20 protein-coding genes, 1 tRNA gene and 1 other RNA gene are annotated in these 19,330 nt (G+C 67.8%); 11 read left to right on the top strand and 11 right to left on the bottom strand.

Annotated elements, in window-relative coordinates; genetic code table 11:
• The first annotated feature begins 26 nt into the window (after positions 1 to 26).
• The 3 genes from L978_RS00625 to dapF are packed head-to-tail and all read left to right on the top strand — an operon-like array spanning position 27 to position 1,910.
• Positions 27 to 554: a dihydrofolate reductase family protein gene (locus tag L978_RS00625; RefSeq protein WP_047519276.1), complete on the top strand. Its 528-nt coding sequence runs from the start codon at positions 27 to 29 to the stop codon at positions 552 to 554.
• Positions 551 to 1,015, top strand: coding sequence for a GNAT family acetyltransferase (locus L978_RS00620; RefSeq protein WP_231554944.1), 465 nt, complete (start codon positions 551 to 553; stop codon positions 1,013 to 1,015). The genes L978_RS00625 and L978_RS00620 overlap by 4 nt, the downstream gene beginning before the upstream one ends.
• A gap of 22 nt (positions 1,016 to 1,037) precedes the next feature.
• Positions 1,038 to 1,910: a diaminopimelate epimerase gene (gene dapF, locus L978_RS00615; protein WP_047519274.1), complete on the top strand. Its 873-nt coding sequence runs from the start codon at positions 1,038 to 1,040 to the stop codon at positions 1,908 to 1,910.
• Positions 1,911 to 1,935: 25 nt separating this feature from the next.
• On the opposite strand, the gene L978_RS00610 is transcribed toward dapF, so the two are convergent.
• Complete coding sequence (locus L978_RS00610) at positions 1,936 to 2,583, bottom strand: class I SAM-dependent methyltransferase (RefSeq protein WP_047519272.1); 648 nt, start codon at positions 2,581 to 2,583, stop codon at positions 1,936 to 1,938.
• A 68-nt stretch (positions 2,584 to 2,651) separates the two neighbouring features.
• Between L978_RS00610 and hflX the strand changes: the two genes are divergently transcribed.
• Positions 2,652 to 4,163, top strand: a complete 1,512-nt coding sequence (gene hflX, locus L978_RS00605) for a GTPase HflX (protein ID WP_047519270.1) — start codon at positions 2,652 to 2,654, stop codon at positions 4,161 to 4,163.
• Between the two features lie 6 nt (positions 4,164 to 4,169).
• Here hflX and L978_RS00600 read toward each other — a convergent pair whose 3' ends face one another.
• Complete coding sequence (locus tag L978_RS00600; protein ID WP_047519268.1) at positions 4,170 to 4,835, bottom strand: SIMPL domain-containing protein; 666 nt, start codon at positions 4,833 to 4,835, stop codon at positions 4,170 to 4,172.
• Positions 4,836 to 4,975: 140 nt separating this feature from the next.
• On the opposite strand from L978_RS00600, the gene ssrA reads away from it, so the two are divergent.
• Positions 4,976 to 5,345: a transfer-messenger RNA gene (gene ssrA / locus L978_RS18490) on the top strand.
• Between the two features lie 124 nt (positions 5,346 to 5,469).
• Here the strand turns inward: ssrA and L978_RS00595 are convergent.
• The gene (locus L978_RS00595; RefSeq protein ID WP_047519266.1) at positions 5,470 to 6,066 is read right to left on the bottom strand and encodes a hypothetical protein; all 597 of its coding nucleotides are present in this window, start codon (positions 6,064 to 6,066) and stop codon (positions 5,470 to 5,472) included.
• 135 nt (positions 6,067 to 6,201) lie between these two features.
• Here L978_RS00595 and L978_RS00590 point away from each other — a divergent pair, with 135 nt between their 5' ends.
• Positions 6,202 to 9,072 (top strand): HAD-IC family P-type ATPase, encoded by a 2,871-nt coding sequence (locus L978_RS00590; protein ID WP_047519264.1) that lies wholly within the window; start codon positions 6,202 to 6,204, stop codon positions 9,070 to 9,072.
• A gap of 8 nt (positions 9,073 to 9,080) precedes the next feature.
• Here L978_RS00590 and L978_RS00585 read toward each other — a convergent pair whose 3' ends face one another.
• Together L978_RS00585 and L978_RS00580 are read right to left on the bottom strand one after the other, a co-directional pair.
• A complete protein-coding gene (locus tag L978_RS00585; RefSeq protein WP_047519262.1) occupies positions 9,081 to 9,650 on the bottom strand; it encodes a hypothetical protein in 570 nt (189 codons plus the stop codon).
• A 21-nt stretch (positions 9,651 to 9,671) separates the two neighbouring features.
• A complete protein-coding gene (locus L978_RS00580) occupies positions 9,672 to 10,469 on the bottom strand; it encodes an inositol monophosphatase family protein (RefSeq protein ID WP_047519261.1) in 798 nt (265 codons plus the stop codon).
• Between the two features lie 153 nt (positions 10,470 to 10,622).
• Between L978_RS00580 and L978_RS00575 the strand changes: the two genes are divergently transcribed.
• A tRNA-Lys gene (locus L978_RS00575) sits at positions 10,623 to 10,695 on the top strand.
• Positions 10,696 to 10,805: 110 nt separating this feature from the next.
• Here L978_RS00575 and L978_RS00570 read toward each other — a convergent pair.
• A complete protein-coding gene (locus L978_RS00570; protein ID WP_047519259.1) occupies positions 10,806 to 11,462 on the bottom strand; it encodes a YoaK family protein in 657 nt (218 codons plus the stop codon).
• A gap of 237 nt (positions 11,463 to 11,699) precedes the next feature.
• On the opposite strand from L978_RS00570, the gene L978_RS00565 reads away from it, so the two are divergent.
• Entirely contained in the window at positions 11,700 to 13,271 is a 1,572-nt protein-coding gene (locus L978_RS00565; protein ID WP_047519257.1) for an Ig-like domain-containing protein, read from the top strand.
• On the opposite strand, the gene L978_RS00560 is transcribed toward L978_RS00565, so the two are convergent.
• From L978_RS00560 to L978_RS00545, 4 genes are read right to left on the bottom strand one after another with little or no spacing between them, the layout of a single operon-like run.
• Complete coding sequence (locus L978_RS00560) at positions 13,255 to 13,737, bottom strand: YbaK/EbsC family protein (protein ID WP_047519255.1); 483 nt, start codon at positions 13,735 to 13,737, stop codon at positions 13,255 to 13,257. The two genes, L978_RS00565 and L978_RS00560, sit on opposite strands and share 17 nt — an antisense overlap.
• A 43-nt stretch (positions 13,738 to 13,780) precedes the next feature.
• The gene (locus tag L978_RS00555) at positions 13,781 to 15,016 is read right to left on the bottom strand and encodes an MFS transporter (protein ID WP_156118197.1); all 1,236 of its coding nucleotides are present in this window, start codon (positions 15,014 to 15,016) and stop codon (positions 13,781 to 13,783) included.
• Positions 15,007 to 15,444: a MarR family winged helix-turn-helix transcriptional regulator gene (locus tag L978_RS00550; protein WP_047519251.1), complete on the bottom strand. Its 438-nt coding sequence runs from the start codon at positions 15,442 to 15,444 to the stop codon at positions 15,007 to 15,009. The genes L978_RS00555 and L978_RS00550 overlap by 10 nt, the downstream gene beginning before the upstream one ends.
• Positions 15,445 to 15,480: 36 nt before the next feature.
• On the bottom strand, positions 15,481 to 16,269 hold the full coding sequence (locus L978_RS00545; protein WP_047519248.1) for an IclR family transcriptional regulator: 789 nt from the start codon (positions 16,267 to 16,269) through the stop codon (positions 15,481 to 15,483).
• A gap of 105 nt (positions 16,270 to 16,374) precedes the next feature.
• Here L978_RS00545 and L978_RS00540 point away from each other — a divergent pair, with 105 nt between their 5' ends.
• From L978_RS00540 to L978_RS00530, 3 genes are read left to right on the top strand one after another with little or no spacing between them, the layout of a single operon-like run.
• Positions 16,375 to 17,148: a CoA transferase subunit A gene (locus tag L978_RS00540; RefSeq protein ID WP_047519246.1), complete on the top strand. Its 774-nt coding sequence runs from the start codon at positions 16,375 to 16,377 to the stop codon at positions 17,146 to 17,148.
• Position 17,149: 1 nt separating this feature from the next.
• On the top strand, positions 17,150 to 17,815 hold the full coding sequence (locus tag L978_RS00535) for a CoA transferase subunit B (RefSeq protein ID WP_197055598.1): 666 nt from the start codon (positions 17,150 to 17,152) through the stop codon (positions 17,813 to 17,815).
• Positions 17,812 to 19,002 carry an acetyl-CoA C-acetyltransferase gene (locus L978_RS00530; RefSeq protein WP_047519245.1) on the top strand — a complete coding sequence of 397 codons (1,191 nt, stop codon included), beginning with the start codon at positions 17,812 to 17,814 and terminating at the stop codon, positions 19,000 to 19,002. Before L978_RS00535 ends, L978_RS00530 begins: the two co-directional genes overlap by 4 nt.
• A gap of 24 nt (positions 19,003 to 19,026) precedes the next feature.
• Here L978_RS00530 and L978_RS00525 read toward each other — a convergent pair whose 3' ends face one another.
• Positions 19,027 to 19,326 (bottom strand): hypothetical protein, encoded by a 300-nt coding sequence (locus tag L978_RS00525; RefSeq protein ID WP_047519243.1) that lies wholly within the window; start codon positions 19,324 to 19,326, stop codon positions 19,027 to 19,029.
• Positions 19,327 to 19,330: the final 4 nt, after the last annotated feature.

Here is a 19,330-nt window from a genome sequence, read left to right as displayed (position 1 = left end):
TCGGTGAGTGGTGGGAGGCTGAGGGCATGGTCACCCATTTCTTCACCGCCTCCAGCCTCGACGGGTTCATCGCGACAGACGAGCATTCGCTCGATTGGCTGCTGACACAGGATGTCGATCCCGATGGTCCGATGGGGTACAACGCGTTCGAGAAGAACATCGGCGCCCTGGCCATGGGGTCATCGACATACGAGTGGGTCATGCGACACGAGGAGGGTCGATGGGGCTACAGCCAGCCGACCTGGGTGTTCTCCCACCGTGAACTCGAACTCCCGAAGAACGCCGATGTGCGGCTGACCCAGCAGGACGTGCAGAGCGTTCATGCCGAGATGTCGGCGGCGGCGGGCGATCAGGACATCTGGATCGTCGGCGGGGGAGACCTCGCGGGTCAGTTCGCCGATGCGGGGCTGCTGGACGAGGTCTGGGTGCAGTATGCGCCCGTGACGCTGGGCTCCGGCGCACCTTTGCTCCCGCGCAGGCTCGACCTCGAGCTCCTGGAGGTCGCGCGCAATCGGAACTTCCTGTGTGGACGCTATTCCGTGGTGTCGACGTGAGCGTGTCGAACGAGTCGCCGACCGACGGTGCGGCGGACTGGGCCGTCCGTCGGTTCGAACGCGTTCATACGGACGCCGTCGTCGCTCTCTGGGAGGAAGCCGGGCTCACGCGGCCGTGGAATGATCCGCGTATCGACATCGAGCGCAAGCTCGCCGTGCAGCCCGAAGGGTTCCTCGTCGCGGTGACGAAGGACGACGAGGTGATCGGATCGGTGATGGCCGGGTATGACGGTCATCGAGGGTGGCTCTACTACCTCGCGACGGCAGCGTCTCACCGTGGCCTCGGAATCGCGCGAGCACTGGTAGCGGAGGCCGAGCACGTGCTCGAAGCGATGGGATGCCCGAAGGTGCAACTGATGGTCCGAGAGGGCAATGAACACGTCCTCGGCTTCTACGATGCCCTCGGGTACGAGCGGTTCACCGTGGCCAACACGGGAAAGCGTCTCGTCTCCGACGCCTAGCCCCGCTCTCTAGACTGGGGGCATGGTCGCATTCACCAAAGGGCACGGCACGGGCAACGACTTCATCATCATCGCTGACCCCGACGGGGCACTCGATCTGACGGTGGAACAGGTCACCGTCCTCTGCGACCGCCACTTCGGAATCGGTGCGGACGGCATCCTCCGCGTCGTCCGATCCGAGGCGATCGCCGATGGCGAGGCCGCGCTGGCGGAGGAACCTGCTGCCGAGTGGTTCATGGACTACCGGAACGCCGACGGTTCGCTCGCCGAGATGTGCGGCAACGGCATCCGGGTGTTCGCGCACTACCTGGTTCGCTCCGGTCTCGCGACCATCGAGCCCGGATCCACCCTGCCCATCGGCACGCGGGCCGGTGTGCGCGACGTGACGCGAAGCGCGACCGGATACCAGGTCGACCTCGGCCGCTGGAAGCTCTCGGGCGACGACCCGCTCGTGCGTGTCGACGGGCTCCCCGTCACGCGTCCCGGCCTCGGGATCGATGTCGGCAATCCGCACGTCGTCGTGGCGCTCGCCTCGGAAGCCGAGCTCGCCGGCCTCGAGCTGCACCGCGCACCTGATCTCGATCCTTCGCTTCCCGAGGGGGCGAACGTCGAGTTCGTCGTGCCAGGGGAGCCGCTCGTGCGCGATGGCGTCGGGCACGTGAGCATGCGCGTCCATGAGCGGGGTGTGGGCGAGACCCTCAGCTGCGGTACCGGCGTCGCCGCGACAGCGCTGGCCGTGCGCTACTGGGCAGGGGAGAAGGCACCGAACAACTGGCAGGTGGAAGTGCCGGGCGGCACCCTCGGCGTACGCATGTTCCCGGCCGAGGACGGGGAGCACGTCGCGCTCTCAGGCCCGGCCCAGCTGGTGTTCCAGGGCGAGGTCGACCTCGTCTGACCGTCGTCCAAGACGAATGCGACGGTCACAACTCGGAGAGTGCGATCGGCTCCGTCGGGGGCGTGCCGTGCTTACGGACCTTCAGGATCCGGTACCCCTTGCCGGTGGCGGTCCGGAAGACGCTGTAGCCCGGATGGAACGTCGCGCCGATCCAGCGTTGCAGCGAGTCGGCCCCGAGGTTGCGCTGCACCACGAGCCATGCGTCGCTGCGCTCGTCGAGTCGCGGGATCCACCGTTCCAACAGCCCGTGGAGCTCGTTCTTGCCGACGCGGATGGGCGGATTGGAGCGGATCGTGCGGAACGACACGTGCGCGGGAACATCGTCGGGCAGAGATGCGTTGACATTGGTGAGCCCGAGAGCAGCCGCGTTGCGGCGGACGAGATCCAGGGCACGCTCGTTCACGTCGACGGCCCACACCGTCGCATGGGGAGAGGCGAGGGCCATCGAGATCGTGACAGGACCCCAACCGCTCCCGAGGTCGAGAAGGTCGCCGCCCGGAGGAACCGGAGGCGTGTTGGCGAGGAGCACTGCAGTGCCGGCGTCGAGACGATCCGGGCTGAAGACACCACCGGCGGTGGTGAGTTCGAGCTCTCGACCTGCGAGCGATACGCGGATCTTACGAAGGTTCTCGGGGCTTGCCGGGGCCGCAGTGAAGTAGTGATCGGACCCCATAGGGCGAGCGTACCGGACAGCGCGGGCTAAGGTTAAGGCTCGCTACGAAACCCAGAGACAAGGAACGGATGACGGAGACCACCACCCCCTCCACCGACGACCACACCGTCGATCGCGTACTCGCGAGCGCAGAGAAGCGTTCCGACGTGCACGTGTTCGGCGCAGCACAGGCGCTGCAGGATGAATCGACGGCCTCCCACGGCAGCACCGATGGCGCGCAGTGGGACCTCGAAGATCGTCACGCGCTTCGTCGCGTCGGCGGGCTTTCGACAGAGCTCGAGGACGTCACCGAGGTCGAGTACCGGCAGCTGCGTCTGGAGAACGTCGTCCTCGTCGGTGTGTACCCGCAGGGCGCGCAGGAGGATGCCGAGAACTCTCTCCGTGAACTCGCGGCGTTGGCGGAGACCGCCGGTGCCGTGGTGCTCGATGGTGTGCTTCAGCGCCGGCCGCATCCCGATGCCGCCACGTATCTCGGTCGCGGCAAGGCGCAGGAACTCAAGGACATCGTCGCCGCCGTGGGCGCTGACACCGTGATCGCCGACACGGAGCTTGCGCCGAGCCAGCGTCGTGCACTCGAAGACGTCGTCAAGGTCAAGGTCATCGACCGCACCACGGTGATCCTCGACATCTTCAGCCAGCACGCGAAGAGCCGTGAGGGCAAGGCCCAGGTCGAGCTCGCGCAGCTGGAATACCTGCTTCCGCGTCTGCGCGGATGGGGTGACTCGATGAGTCGTCAGGCCGGTGGGCAAGTGGGCGCCGGCGGCGCGGGCATGGGCTCGCGCGGTCCCGGTGAGACCAAGATCGAACTCGACCGTCGGCGGATCCGGACCAAGATGGCTCTGCTGCGGCGCCAGATCCGAGACTTCGGTCCGGCTCGTGAGGCGAAGCGCGCCGAGCGCAAGCGCAACACGATTCCGTCGGTCGCGATCGCGGGGTACACGAACGCCGGCAAGTCGAGTCTCCTCAATGCGCTCACGAGCGCGGGGGTGCTGGTCGAGAACGCGCTGTTCGCGACGCTCGATGCCACGGTACGGCGATCCGAGACGGAGGACGGACGCGTGTACACGTTGACCGACACCGTCGGATTCGTCCGTGATCTGCCGCATCAGCTCGTCGAGGCCTTCCGTTCGACGCTGGAAGAGGTAGGCGAAGCCGACGTCGTGCTCCACGTCGTCGACGGCTCGCACCCCGACCCGGCGGGTCAGCTTCAGACCGTGCGCGACGTGCTCGGTGATGTCGGCGTACGGGATCTGCCCGAGATCGTGGTCTTCAACAAGGCGGATCTGATCGACGAGGACGAGCGTCTGGTGCTCCGCGGCCTCCAGCCGCACGCGCACTTCGTGTCTTCACGGTCCGGCGAGGGAATCGCGGAGCTGCGTGCCGCCATCGAGGACGCACTCCCCAAGCCGGCAGTCGAGGTCCACGCGGTGATCCCCTACGATCGCGGCGACCTGGTCGCCGCGATCCACGAGTCCGGGATGTTGCTCGCCGTGGATCATCGGGAGGAGGGTACCGCCGTTCATGCTCGGGTGTCCGAGCGTCTCGCGGCGGAACTCGCTCCCTTCGCGACGCCGGAGTGATCCGGGTCAGCGGGCGAGGAAGCGGGCCTCGACGGTCGCCGAGATGACGATCTCGTCCGGTTCGTACTCCATCGCGGGGCCGGCGTCGGCAGCGAAAGCGATACCTCCGCGCGCCTTCATCAGCGGCGCCTCTGCGGAGCCCTGACCCTTCGAGATCAAGCCCGCGTCGGCGATCTCGAGAGGGGTGACCTGCTCCAGTCCGAGCGCCCCGGCATACGCCTGAGCCCGTGTGACGGCGACGCCGACAGCCTCCGCAGCGACCTCTTGTTCGACCTGCGTCCGGGTTTCGGGGGTCAGATGCCACTCGACCCCGCCCACCTCGACGCCGTCCCACGGCGAGATGTCGGAGGCCCAGATCGAAAGCTCGGATGCTTCCGCGAAGGTCGCGGTGAAGTCGACGCTGGCGTAGAACACGGGTGCGAGGCGCTTGCCGTCGTTGCTCCACGGCCGCTCCGCACGCACCGAGAGACGAGTGCTGGTCCAGTCCACGATGCTGCCCGTGTCGGCTCGCTCGGTGATGCTGCGTCGCACAGGGTCGGCCAGCCGCATCACGTGTTCGACGACGACCGTCCGCTCCGGGCCCTCGCTGCGGACACTCACGCGGATGGTTGCTCGCTCCGGTGCGACGCGCCTCTCGTGCTCGCCGCGGACGGTGACGGTGACTTCACTCATGCGCCGACTCTACGCCAGCTCATCACGCCCTGCGGAATGGCGGAGAGCCGTCGAACGTTGTAGTCTGAGATGCTCGGGTGTTCGTCATCCGGGTTGGCAATTCCATAGTGTGACAACGGCTCCTTCGAGAGAAGGACCACGGGGCTGATCGGTTTCGACAGCGCCTGTGAATCCACGAGAAGCGGGCCGAGGATGCAGAGTTATCTCGTAAACGCTCTCTGCAAAAAAATAGTTGCCGAAACCAAGCGCAACGACTTCGCCCTCGCTGCATAAGCGAGCCCGATAGTCCGTCAGGCCGTATGTGATTCCGATACGGATCCTGGCGTCATCTAGGAATCTTGCTGCGTGATGGCGTCTGGACGTCACGTGGGACTCTTCCCAGGCTGGGCTCGTCGACTTAGGTGTCTGTGACAAAGGTCGGAGCCGAGCAGAACGTCTTCACAGACTGCGCCCGGAGAAGGCGTGGAGACTCAGCGTTGGACGGGGGTTCGATTCCCCCCAGCTCCACCACGTCGTTGTCACAGGAATTGAGGCCCGCCTCCCTCGTAGCCGCGAGGGAGGCGGGCTTCGCTGTGTGTCCGGCTTCTCATCAGCCAGCGTGGTCCGGTTGTCGTGCAGACCCGAGACGATTGCCTCACACCACTTGGGTGTAGGGCACTGTCATGACCGCGTCGATGTAGCCGGGTGCGGCGAAGCGGATTGTGATGATGCCGTCCCAGAAGGAACTCCCGCCGTTGGGCGTCTCCGCGCCGTACATGATCGGCAGCGACGTGTCGCCGTCGTAGATGGAGACGGTCGGGATCGAAGTCGTACCAGCTGGGGCGGAGGCGCTGAGGATGACGGTCGTGTGAAGCTGGTTGTCCGGTGCCCCCTGCAAGTAGGTCCAACCCGTGACTCCGGCCTCGATGGGCGGCGTGCCGCCGCCGTAGATGTAGAGGCCCTGCGCGCCGGCGTTGGCGCCCGTGCCCTGCCACGTGATCGTCATGGTCACGTCGGTCGGAGCCGGTGCGGCCGGGGAGAGAGCGAGCTGCCCGGTGAGCGTGAACTCCGAGCTCCACTGCGGCCCGGTGAACGTGAGGACGACGCCGCTCGCGTCGAGGGCTCCTCCGCTCGCCGCGTGCGCGGGGGCGGCGACAGCCACCGCGACGACGGGCACAGCCCAGGCCGCGGCGCCGATCACGGTGCGGCGAGAAAGCGCTGAGCGCGCGGGGACGGGGCTCTGTTCGGGCACGGGGCATCCTTCGGTACGGGTGGAGCGGCCCGACAGCTGAGGCCTCGGCGCCTGGAAGACGATAGCAGAGACGAGTAGCCGGTCAGCGAGACCCGGCCGCTGTGGATGGCGGGGCAGGGACCTATATTGAGTTCTGTGGAGTCGACGACCGAAACTGACACGAACGGTCTGACGCGCACGGAGGTCGCAGAGCGTGTCGCGTCCGGGAAGACGAACGCGTTCTCGGCGGACACGAGCCGAAGCGCGTGGAGCATCGTGCGGGCGAATGTGTTCACGCTCTTCAACGGCATCGTCTTCGCCTGTTTCCTCGTGCTGTTCCTCGTGGGGCGCTGGCAGGATGCGCTGTTCGGACTCGCTGCCTTCGCGAACGCGATCATCGGATGCGTGCAGGAGTTCCGCGCGAAGTCCGCGCTCGACCGCCTCGCGCTGATGAATGCGCCACGAGCGTTGGTGCTCCGAGAGGGCGTGCAAGCCGAGGTCGCACCCGGCGAAGTGGTCCTGGACGATGTGCTCATCCTGCGCGCCGGCGAACAGGTGCCGGCTGATGCCCGCATCCTCACGTCGCATGGACTCCAGATCGACGAGTCGATGCTCACGGGCGAGTCGGATCCGGTGGAGAAGCAACCGAGCGACGATGCTCTCTCGGGTGCTGTCGTCGTCGGCGGCGAAGGGACTGCTCAGGCGACCCGAGTGGGGGCGGACTCGTACGCGAACCGCTTCGCCGGCGAGGCCAAGCGCTTCTCCCTCGTCTCGAGCGAGCTCCGCGCTTCGGTCGACCGCGTTCTGAAATGGGTGAGCTGGGTGATCGGCCCGGTCGGGCTGCTGGTGCTGAACGCTCAGATCATCGTGGGTGGCGGATACGCCACGGTGTTCTCGAGCGGCGCATGGGTGCAGGCGGTCGTGAACACGATCGCGGCGCTGACCGCGATGATCCCGCTCGGCCTGGTGCTGATGACGAGCATCGCCTTCGCCGTCGGGGCATCGAGACTCGCGCGTCGACAGGTGCTGGTCAATGAGCTCCCCGCCGTCGAGGGCCTCGCGCGCGTCGATGTCGTGTGCCTCGACAAGACCGGCACCCTGACGGTCGGGGAGATCGGCTTCGATGCGGCGCATCCCCTCGCCGGAAGCACGACGGAGCTCTCCGGCACCGCCGCGGCGGTGCTGTCCTGGTTCGCCGCCTCGCCGGATGCGAACGCGACGGCGCGATCGATGGGCACGGCGTATCCGGTCACGCACCCCCTCGTCGTGCGCGGATACGTTCCGTTCTCCTCGGCGCGCAAGTGGAGCGCGGTGACGTTCTCGGAGATCCCCGGGGCCTGGGTGATGGGGGCACCCGAGATGGTCTTCGGAGACGCGGCGACGTCGGACGCGACCGAGCTCGGACGCATGGTCACCACCCTCGCTGAGACCGGTCGGCGCACTCTGGTCCTCGGTCGTTCTGAGACGCCGCTGTCCGAGGCGGACATCGAGTCCGAGCAGCTTCCGAGTGAGCTGACGGCCGTCCTCGTCCTCACTTTCCGCGAGCAGGTCAGGCCCGACGCGGCGCAGACCCTCGAGTACTTCACACGGCAGGAGGTCGGCATCCGGATCATCTCCGGTGACAACCCGCGCACGGTGGCTGCGATCGCCCGGGAAGTCGGCCTCGACGTCGCGGAGGGCTACGACGCACGGCGGCTGCCGGAAGGCGACGCCGAACTCGCCGACGTCCTCGATCGGCACTCGGTCTTCGGGCGCGTCACCCCCGAGCAGAAGAAGCGCATGGTCACGGCGTTGCAGAGCCACGGGCACACGGTCGCGATGACGGGCGACGGCGTCAACGACGCCCTGGCGATCAAAGCTGCGGACATCGGCATCGCCATGAACTCCGGATCGCCCGCCACCAAGGCGGTCGCCAGGCTCGTCCTCCTCGACGGACAGTTCTCGCACCTGCCCGATGTCGTCGCGGAAGGGCGTCAGGTGATCGCGAACATCGAACGCGTGTCGATGCTCTTCCTGAACAAGACCGTGTACGCGACACTGCTCGCGATCATGTTCGGGGTGCTCGTGCTCGAGTTCCCCTTCCTGCCGCGCCAACTGTCGATCACCGATGGCCTGACGATCGGCATTCCCGCCTTCTTCCTCGCGCTCATGCCCAACGCGGCCCGGTACGTGCCGGGGTTCCTGCGACGTTCGCTGAGCTTCGCGATCCCTTCGGGAGTCGTGGTCGCCCTGGGCCTGACCTGGTACACGTTCGTCGCGCGAGGCCTCGGAGTCCAGGAGGAACAGCTGCGGACGGGGGCCACCGTGATCCTCGCTGTGGTCGGGATCTGGATCTTGGCGGTGCTCGCACGTCCGCTCAACCGGTTCAAGGTGATCGTCGTGGGGGCGATGTTCGTCCTGCTGATCGCGGTCTTCACCATCCCGCTCGCCCGAGAGTTCTTCGTACTGGTCGACCCGGGTGAAGACCTCGCCATCGCGCTCACGGGGATCGCGATCGTGATGGTCGCCGCGATAGAGGTGGTGCGTCTGCTTCATCGCCGCCTCGTCCTGAGCCCGAAGACGGCCGCGACCACGCGGGTCATCGCCCGGGCGTCGACGGCGACGACCCCTCCGGCTGGCGTCGTTGCGGGCATCATCACGACGGTGGTCGTGGTGCTCGCGTATGCGTTCGGTGTCCTCGCGACGGGCTTCGGCATCCTCGTCTTCCTCGGTCGCTACGACCCGGATGTGAGCACGTCGGCGTTCTCCCTCGCCGGTGCGGCGATCGCCTTGTTCGGCCTCCTGGTGCTCGCGGTCGCTGCCGGAATACGTCGTGGCAGTGGACTCTCGCGGCTCATGCTCACGATCTTCCTCGGGGTCGCCGTCGCGCTCAACGCCGTCGTCATCGTCTTCGGCGACCGGTGGGACTGGGGTGCGGCGGTGACGGTGCTGGTGGCGGCGACCCTCATCACGCTGATGTGGTCACCCCCGGTCGCGCGGGGATTCGGACGCATCAGAGAGAGCTCGATGGGCGCCGCGCGGCCGTAGCGACGTCTTCAGCCCGTCCACTCGACGAGGATCAGGCCCTGCCTGGTGTCGGCGAACTTCACCCATCCGTCGCCGAACAGGTAGGTCATCCCGTACCCGTCCGCATCGGTTCCCATCGAGTACTGAGGGTCCTCGGTGAAGTAGACGCCCGCGGCGTCGTCCTGACGCTTCCACCCTTCGGCGAGGAGACCGGCCTGCGCGTCGGCGGCTTCTTCCGATGTCGTCGGCGACCAGCCGTAGAGCTGACCGTGATCGGAACCGACGCTGTAGTCGGCCCAGAAGCACAGCAGGCCTTCGGTGAGTTCGACGCCGCCCACGACGAACTCCTTGGACTGTGCGGTCCATCCGGCGTCCGTGAGAGCGGTGACCGTCCCCGCCGAGATCATGGACTCGCACGTGAGCTCCTCGGCAGGAGGCTCGGGCGCCGTCGATGCTGCCGGCTCGGGAGTCGCCACGGGACTCGGGGTCACTTCATCCGGAGGAGGCGTGGCCGGCGACGCCTCCGGTGCCGCGCACGCGGTCAGGGCAGCGATGAGCAGCACGACGCCCGCGGTGGCGGACATGATGCGCGTCTTCATCGCGGGCCCCTTTCGTCCGGATCAGTCGTTGATGAGTGTCAGGAAGTCTTCGTGGAGACGGCCGTTGGTTGCGAGTGTCGAGCGCGCCGAGATCGTCTCGTCTCCGTCGACGGCGGTCATCCGGCCACCCGCTTCTCGGACGATCGGCACGGCGGCGGCGATGTCGTACTCCTTGACGCCGAACTCCGCGACCATGTCGATGCGGCCCTCGGCGAGGAGCATGTACGCGTAGACGTCACCGTAGGCGCGGTCACGCCAGACCCGTGCGCCGATGCTCAGCAGGGTGTCGAGACGACCGGCATCCGCCCACTGCGCGATGCTCTGGAAACTGACGCTGGCGTCGTCGAGGGAGTCCACCGCCGAGGTCTGCAGCCGTCGGGGCTCGCCTTCGGTGGCAGTCCAGGCTCCGCCACCCGTGGCCGCCCACCAGCGGCGACCGAGAGCGGGCATACTCACGACGCCGACCTGCGGCACTCCGTCGATCGCGAGCGCGATCATCGTGCCCCACAGCGGGACGCCACGGAGGAAATTCGCTGTGCCGTCGATCGGATCGATGATCCACTGGCGGTGGGTGCTTCCCTGTGCGCCGAACTCCTCACCGAAGATGCCGTCTTCGGGGCGCTCGGCTTCCAGGACGCGGCGGATGGCGCGCTCGGTGGCGAGGTCGGCATCCGTCACGTGGGAGTTGTCAGCCTTGGTCGAGATCTCCAGATCGGCGGCGTCGAAGCGGGGGAGCGACTGGGCGTCGGCGGCATCGGCGAGGCGGAGTGCGAGTTCGAGATCGCTGCGAAGGGAGTCAGTGAGGGGGGAGTCGGTCACGGTCTCAGAATAGTCGTCACGACGGCGTGGCCAGAGTGTCGAACGGCCAGGTTTCCGCGTGAGTCGGCGGCGGCGCGCCCGAGGCGACCCCGATTTCACATGGGGTCCGTCGGCTGGTAATGTAATTCCTCGGTCGGGGTTCTCCCGGGCCACGCACCTCTAGCTCAATCGGCAGAGCAACTGACTCTTAATCAGTGGGTTCTGGGTTCAAGTCCCAGGGGGTGCACGGATCAGCCCCTGTAGATCTCGCCATCTACCGGGGCTTTTCTGCTCCTTGAGCATGCGGCCGATGCGCGACGCTCCTGCCGTGATCGAGCGGGCGGAGGCCACGCCAGATCAGTCGCTCGCGTGTTGCCGTCTACCGCCGCGATGCATGGCGAGTCCGGCCGCAGCGATGCCCAGCACGATCGCAGCAAAGAGGAGAGCGAGCCCGCTTCCGAGCCTGTGCGCCGTGGCACCGACAACGGCTCCTCCTGCCAGCGAACCCCATAATAGGAGAGGTCGCTGCCAAGCGGTGCGCGACCGTCCGGTGAGCAGCGCCGCGACCGACAGTCCCAAGCTGACCAAGGTCCCGGTTGCATAGGTGATCGGGACGCGAGCACGCCCCTCGGACAGGTACAGGGTGTTGAGCGCGCCCATAGCGAAGGAGAGCAGCCAGAAGCGGGCCGGTCCCGTCGGCGCAAGGGCTGCGAGGCAGGAGCTCAGTGCGACCGCGGTCCCGGACGCAGTGATGGCCCATGCGCGCCGGCGCCCTTGCCCGCCGATCAGCGCCCCTGCGGCGACGCCTATGACGAACGCGGCGACCAGCGTGAGCGGAAGGAACGAAGCGGCCAGACCCCGCTCGACGACATCGACACCGGCCTGAGTCGAGTTGCCGCTCATGAACGAGACGAACAGCCCGCCGGTTTCAATGAATCCGATGGCGTCGACGTACCCTGCGACGCCGCTGAGGAGAAGTGACAGAGCCAATCCACGCCGCGTCACATCTCTCATGGTCGATGCCTCATGGGCGTGCCCTTCCCGTGGTGGTCGTTTCGATCCTAGGCCCGCGAGCGGTTCCGGAGCTTTCGTCGCTCGCGAAGACGTCGAGACGGATTTCCGGGAACTCGCGTAACGGAATCGACAGGACGTCGTCTCTCCCCGTGGGGGATAAGCCGCACCTCGTAGGGATGCGCTGCTGTGTGACAGCAGGATCCGGGGTGTGGCACATCAAGAGAACTGGGGAGCAACGTGAACACACATCCTGGACGTACGCGCGCACGCCGAACGACCATCACGGCCATCGCCGCGACAGCGCTCACCGCTGTCATGACTTTCGTGGGCGCAGGAGCGGCGACAGCCGCGGAGTACGACTATCTCGCGGCCATCGACGCGGCATCGATCACCGTCACGACGACGAACGGTGGATCATCGGTCACGCAGTACCAGCAGATCCGTGTCGATGCCGAGTGGGCGGTGCCGGACGGCGCCGTCGGCGGGCAGACGTTCGGATTCACGCTCCCGAGCCAGCTCGGACGCGCCGGAATGACATTCTCGGTGCCGTCCGTCGAGGATCCGAGTCAGACCGTCGCCGAATGCACAGTGAGCGCCGACGCCGCTCCCGTCGTCACCTGCACGCTCACAGACTTCGTGAACGGACGCACGGGGGTCAACGGATCGCTGTGGTTCGCAGCCAGCGCTGACGAACAGACGACCGAGAGCACGGTGGAGTTCGTCGTCGACGGCAAGATCACGCCCGTCGAGGTCCCCGGTGGCGGGATCGGTCCGGCGTCGCCCTTGCCCACGGAACCGCAGAAGTGGTCATGGCAGACGGCCGACGGCAGGATCGCGTGGCAGCTGGTCCTTCCCGGCGCACAGTTCCAGAACGTCGATTCCCTCGTCATCCACGACATGCTGACCACGGCTGACGACCAGTTCGCGGAGCATCACAACGAAGATGGGGCGCTCGTCGTCTGGAGCACGGACGGACTCGACCAGGACGCCAAGGACGTGTCGAACTGGACCGGCGGCTGGAACGCGGAGGGAACGGGGTTCGATCTCGTGATCCCCGGGCCGATCGACCCGACGCGCACCTACTTCGTCAAGTACTTCACCGTGCCGAGTTCGCAGGCCGCCGGCGCTACCTACGGGAACGTGGCCGACGTGAACGGTCTCACGCTGCGGAATGACCTGGCCTGGCGCGTCACGGGCGGGGGCACAGGCGACGGCAGCGCGTCGGGTGACTTCACGCTGACCAAGGTTCTCGAAGGATCGGGCTCGTCGGAGGTTCCGGCCGACGCGGTCTACACGGTCCGCTACAGCTACGGCGAACCGGCGGTGGAGCGGACGCTCACGGTGGCTGCAGGAGAGGCGACGTCTCGAATTCCGTTGCCTGCGGGTACCGTCGTCACCCTCGTGGAGCTCACGCCTCCGGCCGTCGAGGGGGTCGAGTGGGGTACGCCTGTGTTCTCCGGCAGCGGCGTCAGCGGGCGGGCTGATGGGTCAGCCCAGTTCACGATCGGCGGGGGTGCGGCCATCGCGATCACGCTCACGAACACCGCCACAGTGACGCCGCCGGTGGTTCCGCCGACCACGCCCGACACGGGCACCCCGCCCGACGCGGTCACCCCGCCGAACGAGCTTCCGCTGACGGGGCAGGGATCACTGGCCACAACCGGTGGAGACGTGCCGGCGGGATACCTCTGGGGCGGTGGAGCAGCGCTCCTGCTCGGCATCGCTCTGACGGTGTTCGCTGGGGCACGGGCCCGCCGACGCCAGGAGCGAGACGCAGCTCGGTCGACCCGTGCTACGCGACGGGGATGACAGCCCCGTTCGTGATCACCTGAAGCTGCTCGAAGGTGAGGGGCATCACGGTGTGCGGGTGGCCGGCCGCAGCCCAGAGCTCATCGTGATCCTGGAGCGCCTCGTCGAGGAAGGTGCGCAGCGGCGCGGGGTGTCCGACGGGCGCCACGCCGCCGATCGCCTGGCCGGTAGCGGCGCGGACCATGGACGCCGGTGCCATCGAGACCTCTACCGCCCCGATGCTCTCGGTCAGGACGGCGAAGTCCGCGCGGTGTCCGCCGCTGGTCATGACGAGGACGGGTTCGCCGTCGGCGAGGAACACCAGGCTGTTCGCGATCGCCGCGACGTCACATCCGATCGCGGCCGCCGCTTCGGCCGCCGTGCGCGCCGAGTCGGGAAGGACGCGGATCGTGGTGTCGACGCCCGCATCCGCCAGGTGCTGCTGCACGAGCCTGCTGCGTTCCGGGAGGAGGGTGCCTTCGCTCATCGCCCCACGATATCCAATGCTGCTCCGCCGCCTGTCCTCCTGGTCAGCCGGCGTCGCCGACGAGGATCGCGGCCGCATCCTCGGTGGCGGTGTCCTGCGGCTCGTCGTCGATGTGTGCGAGAACGCGTCGACCGAGGAACACGGTCAGCGCGGCGAGCAACACGGACACCGCCGCGAAGAGGTACGGCACCGTCGCGTTGAACGCGTGCCACAGCAGGGCGGCGATCGGAGGCGCCATCGCACCTCCGAGGAAGCGCACGGCCGAGTACGCAGAGGACGCGACCGAGCGCGGGAGATCGGTGGCCTCCATCACAGCCTCGGTGAGCACGGTGTTCATCACACCGAGCAGCAGGCCGCCGATGACGATGCACGCCACCAGGGCCGGTGCGCTCCCGACCACGAGCCCGGCGACGACCAGATCGGCCGCGAGCAAGGGGAGGACGAGAAGGATGATGCGGGTGCGCGGTATCCGACGCATCAGCACGGGGGCCACCCAAACACTCGTGACGGCGAGGGCGACTCCCCATCCGAAGAAAGTGAGACCGATGCCGAGCGCGCCGAAGCCGAGGGGGAACGGCGAGAAGGCCAGCAGCACGAAGAAGCCGATGTTGTAGAACAGCGCAGCGATCGCGAGGGTCGCGAGTGCCGGGCGACGCAGTGCGGTGAACGGAGCGGAGAACGGCACCGGCACCCTCTTCTCACCCGGACCGCGGAGCAACACGAGCACGGCCACGAAGGCGATCGCCATCAGCACGACGACGCCGAAGAACGGTCCCCTCCAGCTCTGCTCGCCGAGGATGCCGCCGAGCAGAGGGCCCACGGCGATGCCGAGGCCGAGCGCCGCTTCGTACAGGATGATCGCCGCGCTGCTCCCGCCGGACGCCGCGCCCACGATGGTCGCGAGCGCCGTCGAGATGAACAGCGCGTTTCCGAGCCCCCATCCGGCACGGAAGCCGATGACCGCGTCGACGCTGCCGCTCACGGCGCAGAGGAGCGCGAAGACCACGATCAGTGCGAGGCCGATCAGCAGGGTCGCTTTGGCGCCGATCCGGCTGGAGATCCAGCTGGTGACGAGCATCGCGAGCCCGGTGACGAGGAGGTAGCTGGTGAACAGCAGTTCCGTCTCGACCGGAGACGCCTGGAGCGAATCGGCGATCGCGGGAAGGATGGGATCGACGAGGCCGATGCCCATGAAAGCGACCACGCACGCGAACGCGACCGCCCAGACCTGCGCGGGCTGCTTCCACACCGATGAGGTGGTGGGGGTGTTCACCGAGATTCTCCTGTTCGTTCTGTGGCGGTGTGTGCGGCGAGGATCTCCGCCGCACGAGTGAGAGCCGACCAGTCCTCCTCGCTCAACGCAGCGAATCGGGGCGCCAGCGTCTCCCGGAACTCCGCACGCCACGCATCGATGGCGGCGGCGCCCTGCGGCGTGATGTCGACGACGGTCGCGCGGGAATCGTCGGCGTCGGGGGAGCGGAGGACGAGTCCCTCGCGTTCCAGGCCCCCGATGAGCCGGGTCATCCCGGGCTGGGTCGTGCGGGCGGCAGCGGCGAGCTCTCCCACACGTCGCGATCCTGACTGCTCCAGAAGGCTCAGCACTCGCCACTGTGCAGCGGGTGCCTCGTTGCCGGCATCCTGAGCGGCGATGCGTCCGAGGGCATATCCCGAGAGCACCAGTGAGGGGATGACATCCGAGCGATTCATACCAGCGAGTATATACCCGATGGTATGTAACTGGATCTAGCGTCGGGCGCCGGCGATCCGGGCGGAGAGCTGGTGGGCGTGCGCGAGAAGGGTTCGCCCGAGCTCGGCCAGACGATCGGGGCCGAATCGGAACTCCACGCCCGTCAGGCTCAATGCCCACTCCGGTCGCCCGCTGCGATCGAAGACGGCCGCGCCGATGCCCCAGCTGCCCTCGACGATCAGGCCGGGGTTCACCGAGTATCCGCGCTCCTTCGTCTCGGTCAGGCGGGTGCGCAGAGCGGAGGGGCCGTGTGCCCGCCCCCACCCGCTCTCGAGCTCGGGGTGCCGGCCGAGGTACGCGTCCACATCGTGGTCAGGAAGGAAAGCCAGGATCGCGAGCCCTGCACTCGCCACACCGAGGGGGAACCGGACTCCTTCGCTCAGGACGAAGGAGCGGATCGGGAACGAGCCTTCCTCGCGCAGCAGGCACACCGTCTCGTCCGCACGGCGCACCGAGAAGAACGCGCTCTCCTCGGTCTTGACGGCCAGTGAGCGCACGATGTCCCGTGCGAGCGCGGTCACGTCGTAGCGCGCCGCCGCCACGGACCCCATGAGGAACAGCTCAGGGCCGGGCATCCAGAGCGTGCTGTCCTCGTCTCGATCGACGAGCCCCTCGGCCCTCAGTGCGCTCAGGAGGCGGTGCGCGGTCGAGCGGGACAGGTCGGCGGCGCGGGCGAGGTCGTGCAGGCTCGCGCCGTCCACGCCGGAAGACGTCACGAGGCGGAGGAGGCGTGCCGCTCGGGCGATCGCCTGTGCGCCGGGGACGGAACGGTCGGGGGATTCCATATTGTGGACGCTACCTCCGGATGTGACCACATCACAAGAACGGACTGCCCCCGGGCGCCGGGAGAGGGGGAAGCTGGAGACACGCACGCTTTCGAAGGAGCAGACGTGATCGACAAACAATGGGCGTCACCGGCCGAAGCCGTCGCCGACATCCCGGACGGCGCCTCGCTGGCCGTCGGCGGCTTCGGCCTGTCCGGCAATCCGATCGCCTTGATCGAGGCACTGCTGGCACAGGGGACGAAGGACCTCAGCGTCGTGAGCAACAACTGCGGCGTCGACGACTGGGGGCTCGGGGTCCTGCTGGCCGCGCAGCGCATCCGGAAGATGACGTCGTCCTATGTGGGGGAGAACAAGGAGTTCGAGCGCCAGTTCTTGAGCGGCGAGCTCGAACTCGAGCTCACGCCTCAAGGGACCCTGGCCGAGAAGCTGCGGGCAGGCGGCTCGGGCATCGCGGCCTTCTACACGCAGACCGGTGTGGGCACCCAGGTCGCGGAGGGTGGTCTGCCTCGTCGATACAACTCGGATGGCTCGATCGCCGTCGCCTCTCCCGCCAAGGACGTCCGCGCGTTCGACGTGGACGGCGTGCCCCAGGAGTTCGTCCTGGAAGAGGCCATCGTCACCGACTTCGCGCTCGTGCACGCGGCGCAAGGCGATCGCCACGGCAACCTCGTTTTCAACAAGGCGGCACGCAACTTCAATCCCCTCGCCGCGATGGCGGGCCGGATCTGCATCGCGCAGGTCGAACGACTCGTGGAGCCGGGCGAGCTCGACCCCGACAGCATCCACCTCCCCGGAGTCTTCGTGCATCGCATCGTCGAGGTCGGCACCGATATCCCCAAGCGCATCGAACGGCGGACCGTCGCCGTGGAAGGAGCCTGAGATGGCACTGTCGCGAGACCAGATGGCTGCCCGAGCCGCAGCCGAACTCCCGGACGGTGCCTACGTGAACCTCGGGATCGGTCTGCCCACGCTCGTGCCCAACCATGTGCCTGCCGGGACCACGGTCGTGCTGCAGTCGGAGAACGGCATCCTCGGCGTCGGGCCCTACCCCCGGGAAGAGGCCGTCGACCCCGACCTGATCAACGCCGGCAAGGAGACCGTCACGACCCTCCCGGGCGCCGCCTTCTTCGACTCGGCCACGAGCTTCGGCATGATCCGCGGCGGGAAGATCGACGCCGCCGTCCTCGGCGCCATGCAGGTGTCTGCCGCCGGTGATCTCGCGAACTGGATGATCCCGGGCAAGATGGTCAAGGGGCCGGGTGGCGCCATGGATCTCGTTCACGGCGCAGCGCGCGTCATCGTGCTCATGGAGCACGTCGCGAAGGACGGCTCGGCCAAGATCGTCGACGAATGCACGCTCCCGTTGACCGGTCGTGCGGTGGTCGATCGGATCATCACCGACCTGGCCGTGATCGACGTCACGGAGGAGGGGCTCGTCCTCGTCGAGACGGCGCCCGGCGTCACCGTCGACGAGGTCGTCGACGCGACACAGCCCCCGCTCACCATCCACCCGGATCTCCTCGAGGGAAGGACCCCTGCACCATGAACGACACCGAGAACGACATCGTCATCGTCTCCGCGGCCCGTACGCCGCAGGGGCGGCTGAAGGGACAACTGGCCGCCTTCACGGCGCCGCAGCTCGGATCCTTCGCGATCCGTGGCGCGCTCGCGCAGGCTTCGGTCGATCCGGCCGACATCGACGCGGTGATCGTGGGGCAGGTGCTGGCTGCGGGCTCGGGGCAGAACGCGGCGCGCCAGGCGGCGATCGGCGCGGGCATCGGCTGGGATGTGCCGGCCCACTCGGTCAACAAGGTGTGTCTGTCCGGATTGACGGCCATCATCGACGCGGCGCGGATGATCGCCACGGGCGACGCGGACGTGGTCGTGGCAGCGGGGATGGAATCGATGACGCGGGCGCCGCACATGCTCATGGGCTCGCGCGACGGCTGGACGTACGGGAGCGTCGAGGTCCTCGACCACATGGCCTACGACGGTCTCACCGATGCGTACGACCGCGAGAGCATGGGCGCGTCCACGGAACGCCACAACGCCCGTTTCGAGCTCACCCGGGAGGCGCAGGATCGCGTCGCCGCGCTGTCGCACCAGCGCGCGGCCGCCGCGCAGGAAGCGGAAGTCTTCGATGCGGAGATCGTGACGGTGGAGGTGCCGCAGCGCCGGGGAGAGCCGCTGCGGGTCACGAAAGACGAGGGGGTCCGTCCCGACACCACGGTCGACACCCTGGCCGGACTGCGTGCCGCCTTCGCCGAGGGCGGTTCGATCACCGCGGGGAACTCGTCCCAGATCTCCGACGGCGCATCGGCCGTGATCGTCACCACGCGGCGCACGGCGGAGGCGAAGGGCTGGCCCGTCCTGGCCCGGGTGGGGGCGAGCGGTCAGACCGCCGGACCGGACAACTCGCTGCAGGCGCAGCCGGCGCGCGCGATCGAGCGCGCCTGTCAGAAGCAGGGCATCACGCCCGCGGATCTCGATGTCGTGGAGATCAATGAGGCCTTCGGCGCTGTCGTGGCACGCTCGCAGACCGAGCTCGGACTGGATGAGGGCATCGTGAACATCCACGGAGGGGGCATCGCGATCGGCCACCCGATCGGGGCCTCCGGTAACCGTCTCGTGGTCCATGCGGTGCACGAACTCGTACGTCGAGGCGGAGGAACTGCTGCCGTCGGACTCTGCGGGGGAGGCGGTCAGGGCGAAGCGCTGATCCTCACACGCTGATGTGTCCGTCCAGGGCGCTCGGACTCAGCGCCGTGCGTCCTGGGCGTGGTCCTGCGTGTCGGCGAGAGCCTTCTGCGAACGGAACTGGAGCCGCTGGGCCTTCTTCGCCTTCTTGACCGACTGCGGCGAGTCGGCATCGACGAGCACACCGCGACGTTCACGGTTCATGTCGACGACGGCTCCGATCGCCAGAGCCATCGTGATGCCCCAGCTCAGCCACGACAGAAGGGCGCGCCAGGTGATGGGCTGTTCGCGGGTGCCGCGCAGCAGGGAGACACCCGCGGAGATCGCAGCGACGAGTCCGGTGCTGAAGAGGTAGCGCATCCCT

This window comes from Microbacterium sp. ZOR0019, from assembly GCF_000800925.1.
GTDB classification, from domain to species: domain Bacteria; phylum Actinomycetota; class Actinomycetes; order Actinomycetales; family Microbacteriaceae; genus Microbacterium; species Microbacterium aurugineum.
The sequence above is the reverse complement of the archived record's forward strand: the minus strand, read 5'-3'. Positions and strand labels throughout refer to the sequence as shown.